This window comes from Rhodococcus sp. AB351, from assembly GCF_049538275.1.
Taxonomy (GTDB): domain Bacteria; phylum Actinomycetota; class Actinomycetes; order Mycobacteriales; family Mycobacteriaceae; genus Rhodococcus.
The window spans coordinates 45430-63862 of record NZ_JBMVFW010000006.1 but is presented as its reverse complement, the minus strand read 5'-3'; the positions used below and the strand labels follow the sequence as shown (position 1 = coordinate 63862).

The window sequence follows — 18433 nt, the reverse complement described above, 5'->3', positions numbered from 1 at the left end:
CCCGACCGCGCTACGGCCGGGGACAGCGCGCTCAGTTCGACGCCGCCAGCCGTCGGGCGTGCGGCGTCCACACCTCCGTGAGTGCACGGCGGCCGATGAACAGCCCGATGTGGCCGGCATCGGCGATCGTCGTGGTGATCCTCTCCGGCCGGGTCGACACGTGCTCGGCCAGCACGTTGACCTGCCGGGGAGTCGCGATCGGGTCGGCGGACCCGGCGATCAGGTGGATAGGACAGTCGACGGCCGCGAGATCGACGACGCGTCCTTCGGCCCTCAGCGTGCCGGCGACGAGTTCGTTGCCCACGAACAGGTGTCGCATGATCCACTCGCGAAAGGACGAGGGGATCTCCTGCTTCCACGTGAACCAGTGCCGTTCGGCTTCCCAGCGCGCGACCTCGTCGGGATCGTCGAGCAGTCCGAGCAGAGTCATCGCCCGTTCGATCTCACCGATCGGATCGGTGGTCGGCACCCCGACGGCCCGTGCCGCCCCGTACCAGAAGTCGATCGTCGTGGCCGCGGCCCCGCGGGGCGCATGGGCCAGCACCGACAGTGCCGGCTGGTCGACGTGGAAATCGATGGGTGCTCCCGCCACGGTCAGCGAGTGCACGCTCCCGGGATGCAGTGCCGCGTAGACGGTGCCGAGCCACCCACCCTGGCTGTCGCCGATCAGGTTCACCCGGCCACCGAGATGGTCGACCGCCTCGGCGACGACCGCCAGGTGCTCGTCGATCGAGCAGCCGTCCGTCGCGGGAGTCGCGGGTGCCCAATCGAGACAGTGCAGGCGGGTCAGGCCACCGGCTCGGAGGGCTTCGACCTGGCTGCGGTCGGCGGAATGGTCGACGATGCACGAGTGGGTGCCGGCCTGCGGCGGCAGCAGCAGCGTCGGGATCTCATCGCGTGCGGGGTCGGAGGTGCTGCAATCACGCAGACCTCCGAGGGGCCACCGGCGCACGACCGGCCAGTCCGTGGTCCAGCGCGGCGGCGTGGCCGACGTCAGGGCGCGGCTGTACCGGTTCGCGTCGGAGACCAATGTGCACGGTGTGGCGCCACGTCGCACGAGACCGGCGAAATAGGCGCTCCAACCGGCGATCGCCGCGGTCCCGAGACGAAACGGGGCCGCGGCGATCCGGGCGGGTGTCAGTGGCAGCATGCACTGCACCGGAGAACGTCCGCTGATGCGGTGTTCGGTATCGACTGCATCGAGGAGTCGACGATTACTTCAGGAGGTCGCGAGCGGTGCTCGTGACGGTGGTGGTGAGCTCGCGAGCGAAGGAGACCTGCGCCTTGGCGAGATCGGCGACCCACTCGACGGGGGTGGCGTCGGCGACCTTCTCCTGCAGATCCAGGATGCTCGAGACGGCCTTCTCGTAGGTGTCGACGCCGAGGTTTCCGCTCTGCTTCGCGGCGTCGATGAACTTCGCGTTGAACTCCTGGAAGCGCTCGGTGGCCTCGTCGACGGTCTTGGTGAACTCGGTGGCGGCCTTGTCGGCGACCGCAGCGGCCGTCGAGGTGAGCTTCTCGGCCGACTGCTGGGCCGTTGCGGTGGCCTCGGCGGCGGCCTTCGTGGCGGCTTCCGTCGCCTTGGCAGCGGCATCGGTGGCCTTGGCGTTGGCGGCGGTGGTCTTGGTCGGTGCGGTCATGATGTGTACCTTCCGTGGGCGCTCGTGACAGGAGCGGGGCTTCCCCTGTGGGGGTGCGCTCGGATCAGCGCTGTTAGCAGGTTAGCAAAATGATAGCTAACGCGCAATGTCACTCGAAGACATAGGTTCCCGGGGCATCGCACAGTGGCGGATGCTGCGCGCTGCCCATCGCCGGGGGAGCGACGAGCTCACCGGCACGCTTCGTCGACCATGCGGTCCAGTCCTCCCACCACGACCCGGCGGTGCGAGTGGCCTTCTCCGACCACGTCTTCGGGTCCTCGGGCAGCTTCGGCAGCTTCTCGCCGTCGGGCGCGCCGACGGCCTCGAACCACGCCTTCGGGTTCGGGGGATTGACCGCGCCGGCCACGTGGCCACCGCTGGTCAGGACGTATCGGACCGACCCGCCGAGCAGACCAGTGGCCTTGTACGACGAGGTCCACGGCACGATGTGGTCGTTGATGGCACCCACCACGTAGGTGTCGCACGTGATGTCCGACAGGTCGAGGACCTCGCCGTCGAGCTCGTACACACCGCGCGCGAGCTCGTTGCGGCCGTACAGCGACCGCAGGTAGTGCGAGTGCATCTTCGCCGGCATGCGGGTGCTGTCCTCGTTCCACGCCAGGATGTCGAAGGCGGCGGGCTTCTCGCCCTTCATCCACCGCGACACCCAGTAGTTGAAGATCAGATCGCGCGCACGGATCATGTCGAAGCTGCCGGCCATCTCGTTGCCCGAGAGGAAGCCCTGCTTGCTCATCCGGAACTCGACACGGTCGAGCGTCGCCGGGTCGGTCAGCAGTGCCAGCTCGCCGACCTCGCTGTAGTCGAGGAGCGTGTTGAGCATCGTGAACGCGCTGATCCGCTTGTCGCCGAGCTTGCCCATGCGCGCCGCGGCCATCGCTGCCATCGCACCGCCCAGGCAGATCGACAGCACCTCGATGCGCGAGGAACCGGTGACCTCCTCGACGACGTCGAGAGCTGCCGCGACACCCTGCCGGTAGTAGTCGTCCATCGTGATCTCGTGCATCGACTCGTCCGGGTTGCGGTACGAGATCGCGAACACGGTGCGGTTGTGCTGCACGGCCCACTCGATGAGGCTGCGCTGCGGCGCGAGATCGAGGATGTAGTACTTGTTGATCCACGGCGGCGCCGCCAGGATCGGGATCTCGTGTACCTCGCCGGTCTGCGGGGCGTACTGGATGACCTCGATGAGGTCGTTGCGGAAGACGACCTTGCCGGGGGTCGCGGCCATGTTCTCGCCGAGGGTGAACGCCTCACGATCGACCTTGAGCGGCAATCCCTTCCGGTGCACGACGTCCTCGAGGGCGTACTTCGCGCCGCGGAACAGGCTCGCGCCACCGGTGTCGAGCGCGCGCACGAGCACACCCGGGTTGATGAGGAAGTTCGACGGGGCGAGCGCGTCGAACATCAGGTTCGCGAACTGGCGGGCCTTGCCGTCCTGCACGGGATCGCCCGAGCCGGCGTCGGCGAGATCCTCGACGTACTCGCGGGTGGCGAGATAGCTCTGCAGCAGCGAGAAGTAGGCCGGGTTCTCCTTCCAGGCGGCATCGGAGAACCGGCGGTCCTTCGGATCCAGCGGCACCGGGGGCTGCGGATCGGCGGCGTTCCACACGCGTGTCGCCGCCGCCGGGATGTTCGCCAGACGGCCGGCGTACTCCGTGGTCGCGCCGGCCACGGCCCGCGGATTCTTCACTGCACGGCCGGCGACGGATGCGACGGCCGGTCCCCACCCGATCGGGTCGAGGGAGGAGGTGAGCTTCTTCTGCAGATGGTTGAGCACCGAGCAACTCCAGAACTGGGTGAATGGTCCGGAGCCGATGGTGACGTCGCCGACGGAGCCGCGCACCTTACCCCCAGGTACGTGCTACCTGCATGTTCGTCGACGAGGCAACGAAATCGGGCTGACCTCGGATGCTGCGTGACGCACGAACGCGCCCGGTGCCGATTGTGAGAATGCTCACTCCTCGTCGGGTTCGCGTCCTCCACCACGCCGGCGGCGCGCGACGGTGACCTCGCGGAACGCCTCGTACATCTCCTCCAGCGAACGCCGCTGGGGATTGGTCAGGTCGGGATCCTCGCGAATCGCCCGCAGGACGGCGGACTCCGCTCCGTCGTCGGCCTGCGCGTGGGCCGCGAGGGTGTCCGCGGACAGATGCAACTGTTCGGCGATCGCTTGCAGCACACGCTCGCTCGGCGCCCGCAGGTTCCGCTCGATCTGCGACAGGTACGGATTCGAGATGCCCACCATCGCCGCGAGCTGACGCATGGGCAACTCTGCGAGCTCACGCTGGCGGCGGATCAACTCGCCCAACGTGCTCGGGCGCGACTCGTCCTCGTCCATGCCGACAGCATAAGCACGGTGATCCGTGCCGAGAGGTTCCTCACGCGGGCGCGACTTCGAACGTCATCAGGGGATGCGGGATAGTAGAGGGTGATCCCTGTTCGACGAGAGAGGACACCTCATGCTTGCCCGCACCGACCTGCGCGGTCGTACTCCCACCACTGCGGAGCTCAGGGGCGCGCTGCCCCGCGGCGGAGTGGACGTGGACGCGGTGCTCCATCAGGTCCGTCCCGTCGTCGACGACATCCGCGACCGCGGCGCCGAGGCCGCACTCGACTACTGCGAGAAGTTCGACGGGGTCCGCCCCGCCTCCGTGCGTGTTCCCGCCGCGGAACTCGACCGCGCGCTCGCCGAACTCGACCCCGCGGTCCGTGCCGCCCTCGAGGAGGCCATCGCGCGCACGCGCGTCGTGCACGCGGCCCAGCGTCGCACCGACGTCACCACCGAGGTCGTCCCCGGCGGCACCGTCACCGAACGCTGGGTGCCGGTCGAGCGCGTCGGCCTCTACGTGCCCGGCGGCAACGCGGTCTACCCGTCGTCGGTCGTGATGAACGTCGTCCCGGCGCAGGCCGCCGGCGTCGAATCGCTCGTCATCGCCTCGCCGCCGCAGAAGAACTTCGGCGGACTGCCGCACCCGACCATCCTCGCCGCCGCGGCCCTGCTCGGCGTCGACGAGGTGTGGGCCGTCGGCGGCGCACAGGGTGTCGCACTGCTGTCCTATGGCGGCACCGACACCGACGGCGCCGAACTCGCCCCGGTCGACATGATCACCGGCCCCGGCAACATCTACGTCACCGCCGCCAAGCGGCTGTGCCGCGCGGTCGTCGGTATCGACGCCGAGGCCGGCCCCACCGAGATCGCGATCCTCGCGGACCACACCGCCGACGCGGTGCATGTCGCCGCCGACCTGATCAGTCAGGCCGAGCACGACGTCATGGCTGCCTCGGTGCTCGTCACCACCAGCACCGACCTCGCCGACGCCGTCGACACCGCCCTCGCCGCGCAGCTCGAGCTCACCAAGCACCGCGAGCGCGTCACCACCGCGCTGTCCGGCAGCCAGTCCGGCATCGTCCTCGTCGACGACATCGAGCAGGGCCTGAAGGTCGTCAACGCCTACGCCGCCGAGCACCTCGAGATCCAGACCGAGAACGCCTCCGAGGTCGCCGCGCGCGTCCGCTCGGCGGGCGCGATCTTCGTCGGGCCGTGGGCGCCGGTCTCCCTCGGCGACTACTGCGCCGGATCGAACCACGTGCTGCCCACCGCCGGCTGCGCCCGGCACTCGTCGGGCCTGAGCGTGCAGACCTTCCTGCGCGGCATCCACGTCGTCGAGTACACCGAGGCGGCCCTGAAGGACGTCTCCGGTCACGTCATCACCCTCGCCAACGCCGAGGACCTGCCCGCCCACGGCGAAGCCGTCCGTCTGCGATTCGAGGCGCTGAAGTGACCCAGATCCCCGGCTCCAGCATCACCCTCGCCGACCTGCCGCTGCGCGAGAACCTGCGCGGCAAGTCGCCCTACGGCGCACCGCAGCTGACGGTGCCCGTCCAGCTCAACACCAACGAGAACCCGCACCCGCCCACGCAGGCGCTCGTCGACGACGTCGCCGAAGCCGTGCGTGAAGCAGCGACGCAACTGCACCGCTATCCCGACCGCGACGCGGTCGCGCTGCGCACCGACCTCGCCGCCTATCTCACGAAGGCGTCCGGTGTGCCCCTCGGTGTCGAGAACGTCTGGGCCGCCAACGGTTCCAACGAGATCCTGCAGCAGCTCCTCCAGGCCTTCGGTGGTCCCGGGCGCACCTCGATGGGTTTCGTGCCGTCGTACTCGATGCACCCGATCATCGCCGACGGCACCCAGACCGAGTGGCTGGCCACCTACCGCCGCGACGACTTCACCCTCGACGTCGAGGCATCCGCCGCGGCCGTGCGGGAGCGTCGGCCCGACGTCGTCTTCGTCACCAGCCCCAACAACCCGACGGGACACAGCATCCCGCTCGACCAGTTGCGGGTGATCCTCGACGCCGCACCCGGCATCGTGATCGTCGACGAGGCGTACGTCGAGTTCTCCTCGCAGCCGAGCGCTCTGTCGCTGATCGACGAGTACCCGACGAAGATCGTCGTCTCGCGGACGATGAGCAAGGCGTTCGCCTTCGCCGGTGGACGGCTCGGCTATCTCGCCGCAGCCCCCGCGGTGATCGAGGCGCTGCTGCTCGTGCGCCTGCCCTACCACCTGTCGGTCGTCACCCAGGCCGCCGCGCGTGCGGCCCTGCGGCACGCCGACGAAACCCTCGCGTCGGTCGCCGAACTGGCCGCCCAGCGCGACCGCGTCGCCGCCGAACTCGCCCGCTTCGGCTACGACGTGATCCCCTCCGACGCCAACTTCATCCTGTTCGGCCGCTTCGCGGATGCCCCCGCCACCTGGCAGCGGTATCTCGACGAGGGTGTGCTCATCCGCGACGTCGGGATGCCCGGCTACCTGCGCACCACGATCGGCCTGACCCACGAGAACGACGAGTTGCTGCGAGTGAGCGAGAAGCTCGCGGCCACGGAAATCGAGGAAACCCGATGAGCGACCGCATCGCGCGCGTCGAACGCACCACCAAGGAATCGAGCATCACCGTCGAGATCGACCTCGACGGCACCGGTCGCACCGAGATCTCCACGGGGATCCCGTTCTACGACCACATGCTCACCGCGCTCGGCCAGCACGGTTCGTTCGACCTCACTGTGCAGGCGCAGGGCGACATCGAGATCGAGGCCCACCACACCGTCGAGGACACCGCCATCGTCCTCGGCCAGGCCTTCGGTCAGGCCCTCGGCGACAAGCGCGGTATCCGGCGCTTCGGCGACTGCTTCATCCCGATGGACGAGACCCTCGCACACGCGTCGGTCGACGTCTCCGGCCGTCCCTACTGCGTGTTCACCGGTGAGCCCGACTACATGGTGCACTCGGTGATCGGGGGATATCCCGGCGTGCCCTACTCGACGGTGATCAACCGGCACGTGTTCGAGTCGTTCGCCTTCCACGCCCGCATCGCACTGCACGTGCGGGTGCTCTACGGCCGCGACCCGCACCACATCACCGAGGCCGAGTTCAAGGCGGTCGCCCGCGCGCTGCGCGAGGCCGTCGAACCCGACCCGCGTGTGACCGGCATCCCGTCGACGAAGGGCAGTCTCTGACATATGGATGTCGTCCTCACCTACCTGTGCTTCATCGTGGCCGGATTCGCCGCGGGCGGAACGTGGTCGATGTGGAAGGCGCGCAACACGTTGTTCGCGGGTGTGCTGCTGGCTCTTACCGTCCTGGCGGCCGCCGCGGGCGTCTTCCGGTTGCTCTGACGTGGCGGAACAACAAGGACTGTTCACCGTTCGTGGTCTGATCCCGGCGTGGTCGACGTCCGCGGCGGCCTTCGGCGGGTTCTCGCTGCTGCTGCCGGTCGTGCCGTGGGCGATCGCCGAGGCCGGCGGCAGCGACACGCTCGCCGGGTCGGTGACGGCGGTGTTCATGTTCACCACCGTCCTCACCCAGCTCGCGATGCCGCGACTGCTGCGCGCGTTCGGTCACCGCGCGACGCTCGCGGCCGGTTGCCTGTTCCTCGGGCCGCCGTCGCTGCTGTTCCTCGTGTCGATGGCCCCGGCGGCCGTGCTCGGGATCTCCGCGCTGCGCGGTATCGGCTTCGGCATGATCACCGTGGCGGCGGCCGCCCTCGTCGGCGAACTCGCGCCGCCCCGATTGCTCGGCCGGGCCACCGGCATGCTCGGCATCGCCATCGCCGCGTCCCAGACGATCGGCCTGCCCGCAGGCCTGGCGATCGCCGAGCGGTTCTCCACCACGCCGGTGTTCGTGCTCGGCGCGATCATCTCGTCCGCCGGTCTGCTCGCCGCGAGCCGTCTGCCACGGCTGACCGCGAAACAGTCCCGGACGGCGCGACGGGTACCGCCGGTCGTGCTGCTGTTCCCGCTGGTCGCGGTCGGTGCGGGAGCGATCGCCTACGGCGGTCTCACCTCGCTGCTACGCATCGCGGTCGCCGGCCTGCCCGTCGCGGCGGCGTTGGCCGTGCTCAGCGCGTCTTCGCTGATCGGGCGGTACGCGGCAGGATCCGTCGCGGACCGGGTCGGCGCCGGCAAGTTGCTGCCCGTCGGTCTCGGCCTGGCAGGCCTGGCGATGATTCCCTTCGCGCTCGTCGCCGACGACCGCGGGGGAGCGGTGCTGCTGATCGTCGCCGCGATCGCCTTCGGCCTCGGCTTCGGTGTCGTGCAGAACGAGGCGCTGCTCGTCGCCTTCCGTCGCGCCGGCGCGGGCAACACCGGCTCGGCGAGTGCGGCCTGGAACATCGGCTTCGATGCCGGCACCGGCGCCGGTTCGTTCGCCCTCGGCGCGGTGGCCGCCGCGGCCGGCTATCCCGCGGCCTTCGCCGCTGCCGCCGTCCTGGTCCCGGCGCTGCCGTTGCTGGCCCGACTGGCCGGGCCGTCGGAACGTCCCCGTCCCACCACATAGAATCGACATCATGAGCGCAACCACGGTCGCCGTCCTCGACTACGGCTCTGGCAATCTCCACTCCGCCACGCGGGCAGTCGCCCGCACCGGCGTGCATGTGGAGGTCACCGCCGACCCGAAGATCGCGCTCGCCGCCGACGGACTCGTCGTCCCCGGCGTCGGTGCCTTCGACGCGTGCATGAAGGGCCTGCGTAGCGTCGGCGGAGACAAGATCATCGGAACCCGCCTCGCAGGCGGGCGCCCGGTGCTCGGCATCTGCGTCGGCATGCAGATCCTGTTCGAACGCGGCGTCGAGCACGGCATCGAGACCGAGGGCTGCGGCGAGTGGCCAGGCACGGTCGAGCGTCTGGACGCGCCGGTGCTGCCGCACATGGGCTGGAACACCGTCGAGGCCCCCGCCGATTCGGTGCTCTTCGCCGGCATGGACGCCGACACCCGCTTCTACTTCGTCCACACCTACGCCGCCCGCAAGTGGGAGCTCGACGCTCCCGAGCGTCTCGCGCCGCCGAAGGTGACCTGGGCCGAGCACGGCAGCCGCTTCGTCGCTGCCGTCGAGAACGGTCCGCTCTCGGCCACCCAGTTCCACCCGGAGAAGTCCGGCGACGCCGGCGCACAGTTGCTGCAGAACTGGGTCAACTCGTTGTGACCGGGCCGCGGCGCGGACGACCGAGCGGAGAGTTCTCCTTCGGCCGTCACGCGCTGCTGTCCGTCGGCGCGGCGACCGTCGTGCTGCTCGTCACCGCCATCGTCGTGGTGGCGGTCCGGCCCACGCCGGTCGTCGGCCTCGTCATCGCGTTGGTCGGCATCGTGGCGGCCGTCGTGGCCATGGGTGTCGTATCGACGCGGTCGGCCCGCCGGGCCTTCGGTCCCGCCGAGGACGACCGTCCCGGAAGCTGACGCGCCGAACCGGGCTTCGCCCGGCGTGTTGCGGTAGCGAACCCCGGTTGGGCGCGCGAACTGTCCGGTAACGCAGCTGTGCGGACTCGAGATCGATCTGCCGTGCCCTGAGTCACCTCGCGCGCTCCTCGGAGGGGACGACGGCGTCCTGCGCCGCCGCGCGCAGACGATCGGCGAACATCGCGCAGGACCGCACGATCTCCGGGTCCGCGCGCATCCGGACGTCGGCGTCGAGGGCGGCGAGCGCGAGCACGAGCCACTGCCACGACTCCACCGCGAGGTCCACTTCGGTCCGATCGTCACCCGTCGGGCGGATCTCGGCGTCCTGGTACTTCAGCGCGTCGGCCACCCGGGTGGCCGAGGCCGCCACGTCCAGGTGCACCGGTGTCCGCCCCTGCCGGAATCCTTGCCGCAGGTATTCCGTGGCGGACCCGGCGGGAAGCGGGCGCGGTGCGAATGGGCGGCCGGTGCGGAGCAGGTCGCGCACACGGTCGAGACGGAAGACCCGCCAGTCCTCGCGGTCGACGTCCCATCCGAGGAGGTACCACCGCACCAGGTGGTGCACCTGCCGGTACGGCTCGACCCGGCGAGAGGTGGGCGAGCCCTGCGCGTCGACGTAGTCGAAGGTGAGTGTGTCGCACCGCGCGATCGCCTCTGCCACGGTGCCGAGCAGCTCCGCCGACACGCTGGGCGCCTGCAGCGCACTCGTCTCCACCGCGCCGCGGACGGCCGCGACCCGCGGGCGCAGCCGCGCGGGCAGGAACTGGTCGAGCTTGCCGTAGGCACGGGTCGCGGCGTCGTCCAGCCCTCCTTCGGCCGGCCCGGTCGCAGCGAGGGCGCCGAGTCCCAGCAGCACCGCGACGGCCTCGTCGTCGTCGAGTACCAGCGGCGGCATCGAGCGTCCCGACGCGAGGCGATAGAAACCGCCGGGCCCGGAACGGGTTTCGACGGGATACCCGTAGCCGCGCAGACGGTCGACGTCGCGGCGGAGCGTCCGGCGGCTCACCTGCAGCCGCCGGGCCAGCTTGTCCCCGCCGATCGCGCGTCCGGTCTGCAGGATCGACAACAACGCGAGCATCCGCTCGGTGACGTCCGCCATGGCGCCATACTCCCATCGGTTGCGGCCAGGATCCGGCCGCAACCGGTCCTAGCGTCGAACCCATGACCACCACCGTCACGACAACCGAGGCGGCAGTGCGAGACCGCGCCATCACGATCCGCCGCGCCCGCACCCACAACCTGGCCGACATCGATCTGACCGTTCCGCGCAACCGGCTCGTGGTGATCGTCGGGGTGTCCGGCTCCGGCAAGTCGTCGCTGATCTTCGACACGATCGCGGCGGAGGCCGGCTACCAGCTCAACGAGACGTACCCGCCGTTCACGCGCAACCGGCTCCCGAAATGGACGCGACCCGACGTCGACCACATCGACGGTCTGACGCCGGTGATCGTCGTCGACCAGCGTCGGCTCGGCGGCAACGCCCGCTCGACGGTCGGCACCATCACCGACACCTGGACCTATCTGCGGCTGCTGTACTCCCGCGCGGGCACACCCGTCCTCGGCGAGTCGAACCGCTTCTCGTTCAACGACTCCACGGGAATGTGCCCGACCTGCTCCGGGCTCGGCGAGATCGTCGTCAGTGCCGTCGAGCGGTTCCTCGATCTCGACCGGTCCCTCGCCGAGGGCGCGATCCTGGTGCCCGGATTCGGCAACGGCGGGTACTGGTACTCCCAGTACGCCGACATCGGGTCCTTCGACGCGGACACACCCCTGCGCGAGTGGAAGCCCGCCGAGCGCGAGGCACTGCTCCACGGCGGCGAGGCCGCAGCGGCGCTGGGCCACAAACCGCCGGACGGTTACGAGGGCGTCGTCGAAAGGTTCGAGCGCATCCACCTGCACACCTCCGACAACCTCTCCGAACGCAAACAGGACGTCATCCGGCGCTTCACCCGCGCCGAGGCGTGCCCGGACTGCGGCGGGGAACGGCTGAACGCGGCCGCGCGGGCGGTCACAGTGCGCGGCCGCACGATCGGGGAGCTGTCCCGCCTCGAGATCGCCGAACTGCTCGAGTTCGTGCGCACGATCGACGACGAGCGCGCCGCTCCCGTGGTATCCGCACTGGTGGGCCGGCTCGAGGCGATGGTGACGATCGGCCTCGGCTATCTCGCGCTCGCCCGGACGACCACCACGCTCTCGGGCGGCGAATCGCAACGGATCAAGATGGTCCGTCACCTCGGGTCGAGCCTGACGGAGATGACCTATGTCGTCGACGAACCGACGGTCGGTCTGCATCCCGCCGACGTGGAGTCGATGATCGAGCTCCTCGAACGGCTCCGTGACAGCGGCAACACCGTCCTCGTCGTCGAACACGATCCGGCCGTCATGGCCCGTGCCGACCAGGTGATCGAGATCGGTCCCGGTGCGGGCTCGTCCGGTGGTCGCCTCGTCTTCCAGGGCACTTTCGACCGGCTCCGAACGGCCGACACTCCCACCGGCCGATCGCTGCGGCGCGCCATCGGCCGCGGTCACCCCGCCCGCGAGGCGACCGGTCGTCTCACGATCGCCGATGCGTGTCGCAACAACCTCCGCGACCTGACGGTGCGGATCCCCACCGGCGTGCTCACCGTGTTCACCGGCGTCGCTGGGTCGGGAAAGTCCAGTCTCGCAGCCGAACTCGTCGATCAGTACGACGCCACGGTGATCGACCAGCGGCCGGTGAGCGCCAATCGCCGCTCCACCCCGATCACCTACACCGGCATCGCACCCACCCTGCGGCGGATGTTCGCCGAACACAGCGGTGTGCCAGCGAGCCTGTTCAGCGCGAACTCGGCGGGTGCGTGCCCGACCTGCACGGGGGCCGGTGTCGTGTACATCGACCTCGCCTTCATGGACGGACGCGAGGTCGTCTGCGACACCTGCCACGGCCGCCGGTTCACCGCCGAGGTGCTCGGGCACACCGTGAACGGCCTGTCGATCGCCGATGTCGACGACCTCACCGTCGGTCGCGCCCTCGAGGAACTGCCGCACCCGGAGATCGCGCGTCGACTGAGTGCGCTCGCCGGGGTGGGCCTCGACTACCTCCGCCTCGGACAGTCGCTCGACACGCTCTCCGGTGGCGAGTGTCAACGGGTGAAGATCGCCAAGGAACTCGGACGAGTGAAGACGCCGACCCTCTACGTCCTCGACGAGCCGACCACCGGCCTGCACGCCGAGGACGTCGGCACCCTCCTGTGCGTCTTCGACGACCTCGTCGACCGAGGGCACACCGTCGTCGTCATCGAGCACCACCTGGACGTGATCCGCCACGCCGACCACATCGTCGACCTCGGACCGGGACCGGGACGGCACGGCGGAACCGTGCTGTACGAGGGTCCTGTCGACGAGTACGCCGGCCGCCCGACCCCGACCTGCCGGGCCCTCGACGCGGCACGGTCGGCATGACGCACGGTGCTTTCCTGACGCCCCGGCCACGCGTTTGGTGATGTCACAGGTACAGGCACTAATGTGTACGCAGTGAGCCTGGTCCTTTTGCCCGCAGTCGACGTCGTCAACGGTGAAGCAGTTCGCCTCGTTCAGGGAGAGGCGGGCAGCGAGACCGGCTACGGTTCGCCCCGCGACGCCGCCCTCGAATGGCAGAACGCCGGCGCCGAATGGGTGCACATGGTCGATCTCGACGCGGCGTTCGGCCGCGGCGACAACCGTGCACTTCTCGCCGACGTCGTCGGCGAACTCGACGTGAAGGTCGAGCTGTCGGGCGGCATCCGCGACGACGAGACCCTCGCCGCGGCCCTCGCGACCGGCTGTGCCCGCGTCAACCTCGGCACCGCCGCGATCGAGAATCCCGAGTGGTGCTCGCGCGTCATCGGCGAGTTCGGCGACCGGATCGCCGTGGGTCTCGACGTCAAGCTTCTCGACGGCCAGTGGCGACTGCGCGGCCGCGGCTGGGTCTCCGACGGCGGCGATCTGTGGGAGGTGCTCGAGCGCCTCGAACGCGACGGCTGCTCGCGCTACGTCGTCACCGACGTCACCAAGGACGGCACCCTCTCCGGCCCCAACCTCGATCTGCTCCGCGAGGTGTGCGCGGCCACCGAATCGCCGGTCGTCGCCTCCGGTGGCGTCTCGACCGTCGACGACCTGCGTGCCATCGCGACGCTCGTCGACGAGGGTGTCGAAGGTGCCATCGTCGGAAAGGCGCTGTACGCGGGCCGATTCACGCTGACCGAGGCGCTCGACGCCGTCTCGCGCTGACCGATGACCGATCCCGCAGACCTGAACCGGCTGCTCGCCGTCGCGAGCGGTGTACTCGACGAGGTCGCGGAACGGTTCGTCGCCGGGCACGGTGCGCCGCGTTCCGTCGACAAGGGACCGAACGACTTCGCGACCGATCTCGATCTCGAACTCGAGCGGCGGATCTCCGGTGCCCTCGCCGAGCGCACCGGTATCCCCGTGCACGGTGAGGAGTTCGGCGGCCCGTCCGCAGGGGAGGGCACCGTCTGGTTGCTCGACCCGATCGACGGCACCATCAACTACTCCGCCGGGCTGCCGATGGCCGGGATCCTCCTCGCTCTCGTCGAGGACGGCGAACCGATCCTCGGCCTCACGTGGCTGCCGCTGACGAATCAGCGCTTCGCGGGAATCGCCGACGGGCCGCTGCTCGTGAACGGCAAGCCCACCGAACCGCTGCAGCCGGCCCGGCTCGAGGACGTGATGATCGCCGTCGGCAGTTTCGACATCGACAGTCGCGGTCGGGTGCCCGGCACCCGGCGTCTCGCCGTCATCACCGAGCTGAGCCGGCGCGTCGCCCGGCTGCGGATGCACGGTTCCACCGGCGCCGACCTCGCGTTCACTGCGGGAGGCGCGATCGGCGGTGCCGTGGTGTTCGGCCACCACCCTTGGGACAACGCCGCCGGTGTCGCACTCGTGCGGGCCGCCGGTGGCATCGCCACCGACTTCGCGGGCCGGCCCTGGCGGATCGGCTCCGGATCGGTGGTCGCTGCAGCGCCCGGAGTGCACGGCGAGATACTGGAGATTGTGCAGTCGGCGACGGAACAGTCCGTGGCCGAGCAGTTGGGTTCCGAAGGAGATCGAACATGACGCTGGCCGTGCGGGTCATCCCGTGCCTCGACGTGGATGCGGGGCGGGTGGTCAAGGGTGTCAACTTCGAGAACCTGCGCGATGCGGGTGATCCGGTCGAGCTCGCCGCCCTCTACAACGAACAGGGCGCCGACGAACTGACCTTCCTCGACGTCACCGCGTCGAGCGGCGACCGCGGCACCATGCTCGACGTCGTCACGCGTACCGCCGAGCAGGTGTTCATCCCGCTCACGGTCGGAGGCGGCGTCCGCACCGTCGAGGACGTCGACCGCCTGCTGCGCGCCGGCGCCGACAAGGTCTCGGTCAACACCGCGGCCATCGCCCGGCCCGAGGTGCTGCGCGAGATGTCCGAGCGATTCGGCTCGCAGTGCATCGTGCTGTCGGTCGACGCCCGCACCGTGCCCGCGGGACAGGAACCCACGCCGAGCGGCTGGGAGGTCACCACCCACGGTGGTCGTCGCGGGACGGGCATCGACGCGGTCGAGTGGGCCCGACGCGGCGAGGAACTCGGCGTCGGCGAGATCCTGCTCAACTCGATGGACGCCGACGGCACCAAGAACGGTTTCGACCTGAAGATGATCGAGGCCGTGCGCAAGGCCGTGCACGTGCCCGTCATCGCCTCCGGCGGTGCCGGCGCCGTCGAGCACTTCGCACCCGCCGTGCAGGCCGGTGCCGACGCGGTGCTCGCCGCGAGTGTCTTCCACTTCCGGGAGCTGACCATCGGTCAGGTCAAGGACGCGATGCGCGCGGAAGGGATCACGGTCCGATGAGCGACATCCTGAATCCGGCGATCGCCGCCCGGCTCAAGCGCAACGACGACGGCCTGTTCGCCGCCGTCGTGCAGGAGCGGACCACCGGCGCCGTCCTGATGATGGCGTGGATGGACGACGAGGCGCTCGCCCGCACCCTCGCGACCCGCAAGGCCACCTACTACTCGCGGTCGCGGCAGCAGTACTGGGTCAAGGGCGAGACGTCCGGACACACCCAGTACGTGCACGAGGTGCGCCTCGACTGCGACGGCGACACGGTGCTGCTCGTCGTCGACCAGGTCGGCGCCGCCTGCCACACCGGCACGCACACCTGCTTCGACACCGACGTCCTGCTCGAGACACCGCAGATCGCCGAGTAGCCGGATGTCGTCCGTTCGCACGACATCTCGTGGGGCGGACGGCAGGACCGATCGGCGGGTCGTGCGACGGGCTGCGACAATGCCCGCATGCCTCTCATCCAGATCAGTCAGACGCCGGGCCTGTCCGACGAGCAGAAGGCCGAGGTGATCTCCGCGGTCACCCGCGCGTACGCCGAGGCCTCGGGCAAGAATCCGTCGTCGGTGTGGGTGACGATCACCGAGGTGCCCCGCGAGAACTGGGGCGTGGGCGGAACTCCGCTCGGCTGACCCGACCCGGTTCACCCCGAGTCCGTCTTCGCGCACCCCTTTCGTATCCGATGAGAATAGTGTTCTCTGTATTGAGAGCGTTATGTTCTGACGACGGGGTGAAGGGGCACGCATGTTGCTGGATCCGAGTCCGGATCAGGAGTTCTTCCGCGACACCACGGCACGGTTCCTCGCGGAGAGGGTGCCGCCGGACGGGATCCGCCGCCTCCGTGACGATCCGGACGGCTTCGCAGCCGACTACTGGCGTGCCGGGGCCGAACTCGGCTGGACCGGCCTGCTCGTCGACGAGGACCACGGCGGAGGATCGCTGAGCGGTCTCGGACTCGTCGATCTCACGCTGGTCGCCCACGAGTTCGGGCGCCACGCCGCCCCCGGGCCGCTGTGCCCCACGAACATCGCGGCGGAGATGCTCGGCCGGTACGGGAAAGACCACGAGGAGACGCTGGCGGCGCTGCTCGCCGGCCGCGCCACCGCAGCCTGGTGCCTGGACGAACCGCGCGCCGGCAGCCGGACCGCCACCGCGCCTGTGGAGATCCGGATCGACGGCGACGAGGTGGTCGTCACCGGCACCAAACGCCCCGTCGAGGCCGTCATCACCGCCGATCTCCTGCTCGTGACCGGTCGGACCGGGCAGGATGTGACCAACGTGCTCGTACCCCGCGACGCGCAGGGAGTGAGCATCACGCCGCTTCGGTCGATCGACGTCACGCGGCGCTACGCCGCGGTCCACTTCGACGAGGTGCGCGTGCCGCTGAGCTCCGTCGTCGGTGGACCCGGCGGGGGAGCGGACGACGCCGCCCGCGCGCGGCGGACCGCGATCGTGATCTCCTGCGCCGAATCCGTCGGGGCGCTGCAGGCGGTCTTCGATCTCACCGTCGCATGGGCGTTCGACCGCTACTCCTTCGGTCGCCCGCTCGCCTCCTATCAGGAACTCAAGCACCGGTTCGCCGACATGAAGACCTGGATCGAGGCGAGTCACGCGATTGCCGACCGCGCGGCCGGAGCGGTCGCGACATCGAGCTCCGATGCGGACGAACTCGTCTGCGCCGCAAAGGCCTACATAGGCCAGTACGGCAGCGAGCTGGTGCAGGACTGCATCCAGATCCACGGCGGGATCGGCGTGACCTACGAACACGATCTGCACCTCTATGCGCGACGCGCGGCCGCGAACCGCTCCGGCTTCGGCACCCCGGCCGAACATCGTGCCCGTCTCGCCGACATCGTCGAACTCCGGGAGGCATCCTGATGACCCTCGACACCTCGGACAGGGCCGACGTGACCGAGACGCTCGACGAGTTCCGGGCGCGGGCACAGGCGTGGATCGACGCCAACCTGGAACGCTCCGACTCCGCGGCCTACATCGGGGTGCTGCGCCCCGAGGCGTCCGACGAGGAGGAACTCGCCCTCGTCCGGCGCGAGCGCGACATCCAGCGGGCGATGTTCGACGCGGGCTTCGCCGGCATCTGCTTTCCCCGCGAGTACGGCGGGCAGGGGCTGCCACGTGCCTACCAGCAGGTGTTCGACGAGGAACTCGCCGGCTACGAGTATCCGTCCCGCCTGCAGGTGCCCACCTTCGTGCCGTGCGCCGCGGTGCTGCTCGAATTCGGGACCGAGGAACAGAAACGCCGCCACATCCCCGCCATCCTGAAGGGCGAGGAACTGTGGATGCAGATGCTCTCCGAACCCAGCGGTGGATCCGACGTCGCCGCCGCCGTCACCACCGCGGTCCGCGACGGTGAGGACTGGATCCTCAACGGATCGAAGATCTGGACCACCGGTGCATGGTGGTCGGACTGGGCGCTGTGCCTGGCTCGCACCAACTGGGACGTCCCGAAGAACCGGGGCCTGACCGTCTTCATGGTGCCGCTGAAGCAGCCCTCGGTCGAGGTGCACCGCATCGAGATGCTCAGCGGCTCGAAGGAGTTCTGCCAGGAATTCCTGACGGATGTGCGTGTCCCCGACAGCGACCGGCTCGGCGAGGTCGACGACGGCTGGACCGTGGGCACCCGCTGGATGTTCCACGAACGCATGTACCGGAACTCGCCGTACACGACGATCCCGGCGGGGGGCTCGCGCGGCGCCTCGCGGATGCCCGAGCTGTTCGCCGTGGCCCGCGACGCCGGCCGGCTCGACGACCCGCTCGCCCGCGACCTGCTCGGGGAGGCGCGGACGCTCGAACTGGTCAAGCAGTCCCTCGAACAGCGGGTGTCCACGGGCGTGGCGACTCGGACCATGTCGGACCAGGCCGCGAGCATCGCCCGCCTGATGTCCGGTGTCGTGGAGAGCCGACTCGTCACCATCGGCTACGAGTTCACCGACGCCAACGGTGCCGCCTGGGACGAGGCCGACGGAGCGGTCGCGCAACGTGGCGTCGACCATCTGATGCGGCAGGTGTGGTGCATCGCGGGCGGGACGACGGAGATGGCGCGCAATGCCATCAGCGAACGCGTGCTCGGCATGCCGCGTGAACGCAGCCACGACCCGAACATCCCGTTCCGGGACGTGCCGAGGAGTCGCCCCGCCACGTGACGGGCGCGGGAGGGTCGTAGG

Annotated in this window: 20 protein-coding genes; 15 read left to right on the top strand and 5 right to left on the bottom strand. The window is 69.7% G+C overall.

The genetic code is table 11. From position 1 onward, the window contains the following. Positions 1-31: 31 nt before the first annotated feature. The 4 genes from ACPCXD_RS14380 to ACPCXD_RS14365 form a co-directional block, all read right to left on the bottom strand. The gene (locus tag ACPCXD_RS14380) at positions 32-1150 is read right to left on the bottom strand and encodes an alpha/beta fold hydrolase (protein ID WP_145691140.1); all 1119 of its coding nucleotides are present in this window, start codon (positions 1148-1150) and stop codon (positions 32-34) included. Positions 1151-1214: 64 nt separating this feature from the next. After that, complete coding sequence (locus ACPCXD_RS14375; RefSeq protein WP_016696014.1) at positions 1215-1640, bottom strand: hypothetical protein; 426 nt, start codon at positions 1638-1640, stop codon at positions 1215-1217. Positions 1641-1749: 109 nt separating this feature from the next. Next, the gene (locus ACPCXD_RS14370) at positions 1750-3504 is read right to left on the bottom strand and encodes a PHA/PHB synthase family protein (RefSeq protein WP_261379850.1); all 1755 of its coding nucleotides are present in this window, start codon (positions 3502-3504) and stop codon (positions 1750-1752) included. A 111-nt stretch (positions 3505-3615) separates the two neighbouring features. Further along, entirely contained in the window at positions 3616-3999 is a 384-nt protein-coding gene (locus ACPCXD_RS14365; protein ID WP_088898432.1) for a helix-turn-helix domain-containing protein, read from the bottom strand. Between the two features lie 121 nt (positions 4000-4120). On the opposite strand from ACPCXD_RS14365, the gene hisD reads away from it, so the two are divergent. The 7 genes from hisD to ACPCXD_RS14330 are packed head-to-tail and all read left to right on the top strand — an operon-like array spanning position 4121 to position 9393. Continuing rightward, positions 4121-5443 carry a histidinol dehydrogenase gene (gene hisD / locus ACPCXD_RS14360; RefSeq protein ID WP_145691138.1) on the top strand — a complete coding sequence of 441 codons (1323 nt, stop codon included), beginning with the start codon at positions 4121-4123 and terminating at the stop codon, positions 5441-5443. Next, on the top strand, positions 5440-6567 hold the full coding sequence (locus ACPCXD_RS14355) for a histidinol-phosphate transaminase (RefSeq protein WP_145691136.1): 1128 nt from the start codon (positions 5440-5442) through the stop codon (positions 6565-6567). Before hisD ends, ACPCXD_RS14355 begins: the two co-directional genes overlap by 4 nt. Then, complete coding sequence (gene hisB / locus ACPCXD_RS14350) at positions 6564-7178, top strand: imidazoleglycerol-phosphate dehydratase HisB (protein ID WP_006554074.1); 615 nt, start codon at positions 6564-6566, stop codon at positions 7176-7178. The genes ACPCXD_RS14355 and hisB overlap by 4 nt, the downstream gene beginning before the upstream one ends. Positions 7179-7181: 3 nt before the next feature. After that, the gene (locus tag ACPCXD_RS14345) at positions 7182-7337 is read left to right on the top strand and encodes a CG2302 family histidine operon protein (protein ID WP_016696019.1); all 156 of its coding nucleotides are present in this window, start codon (positions 7182-7184) and stop codon (positions 7335-7337) included. A gap of 1 nt (position 7338) precedes the next feature. After that, positions 7339-8496, top strand: a complete 1158-nt coding sequence (locus tag ACPCXD_RS14340) for an MFS transporter (protein ID WP_145691134.1) — start codon at positions 7339-7341, stop codon at positions 8494-8496. 10 nt (positions 8497-8506) lie between these two features. Then, positions 8507-9142, top strand: coding sequence for an imidazole glycerol phosphate synthase subunit HisH (gene hisH, locus ACPCXD_RS14335; protein WP_088898428.1), 636 nt, complete (start codon positions 8507-8509; stop codon positions 9140-9142). Continuing rightward, positions 9139-9393: a hypothetical protein gene (locus ACPCXD_RS14330; protein ID WP_423660052.1), complete on the top strand. Its 255-nt coding sequence runs from the start codon at positions 9139-9141 to the stop codon at positions 9391-9393. The genes hisH and ACPCXD_RS14330 overlap by 4 nt, the downstream gene beginning before the upstream one ends. Positions 9394-9505: 112 nt before the next feature. Here the strand turns inward: ACPCXD_RS14330 and ACPCXD_RS14325 are convergent, their stop codons facing one another. Next, positions 9506-10492 (bottom strand): helix-turn-helix transcriptional regulator, encoded by a 987-nt coding sequence (locus ACPCXD_RS14325; protein WP_423660050.1) that lies wholly within the window; start codon positions 10490-10492, stop codon positions 9506-9508. Positions 10493-10554: 62 nt separating this feature from the next. On the opposite strand from ACPCXD_RS14325, the gene ACPCXD_RS14320 reads away from it, so the two are divergent. From ACPCXD_RS14320 to ACPCXD_RS14285, 8 genes are all read left to right on the top strand, one after another. Continuing rightward, positions 10555-12834, top strand: coding sequence for an ATP-binding cassette domain-containing protein (locus tag ACPCXD_RS14320; protein ID WP_423660048.1), 2280 nt, complete (start codon positions 10555-10557; stop codon positions 12832-12834). A gap of 72 nt (positions 12835-12906) precedes the next feature. Next, a complete protein-coding gene (gene priA, locus ACPCXD_RS14315; RefSeq protein ID WP_423660046.1) occupies positions 12907-13641 on the top strand; it encodes a bifunctional 1-(5-phosphoribosyl)-5-((5-phosphoribosylamino)methylideneamino)imidazole-4-carboxamide isomerase/phosphoribosylanthranilate isomerase PriA in 735 nt (244 codons plus the stop codon). A gap of 3 nt (positions 13642-13644) precedes the next feature. Then, positions 13645-14487 (top strand): inositol monophosphatase family protein, encoded by an 843-nt coding sequence (locus ACPCXD_RS14310; protein WP_016696030.1) that lies wholly within the window; start codon positions 13645-13647, stop codon positions 14485-14487. Continuing rightward, positions 14484-15257, top strand: coding sequence for an imidazole glycerol phosphate synthase subunit HisF (gene hisF / locus ACPCXD_RS14305; RefSeq protein ID WP_016696031.1), 774 nt, complete (start codon positions 14484-14486; stop codon positions 15255-15257). The genes ACPCXD_RS14310 and hisF overlap by 4 nt, the downstream gene beginning before the upstream one ends. Next, complete coding sequence (gene hisI / locus ACPCXD_RS14300; RefSeq protein ID WP_423660043.1) at positions 15254-15616, top strand: phosphoribosyl-AMP cyclohydrolase; 363 nt, start codon at positions 15254-15256, stop codon at positions 15614-15616. The genes hisF and hisI overlap by 4 nt, the downstream gene beginning before the upstream one ends. Positions 15617-15703: 87 nt before the next feature. After that, entirely contained in the window at positions 15704-15883 is a 180-nt protein-coding gene (locus ACPCXD_RS14295; RefSeq protein ID WP_016935788.1) for a tautomerase family protein, read from the top strand. 112 nt (positions 15884-15995) lie between these two features. Continuing rightward, a complete protein-coding gene (locus ACPCXD_RS14290) occupies positions 15996-17129 on the top strand; it encodes an acyl-CoA dehydrogenase family protein (protein ID WP_423660041.1) in 1134 nt (377 codons plus the stop codon). After that, entirely contained in the window at positions 17129-18412 is a 1284-nt protein-coding gene (locus ACPCXD_RS14285; RefSeq protein ID WP_016696036.1) for an acyl-CoA dehydrogenase family protein, read from the top strand. The genes ACPCXD_RS14290 and ACPCXD_RS14285 overlap by 1 nt, the downstream gene beginning before the upstream one ends. Positions 18413-18433 lie beyond the last annotated feature (21 nt).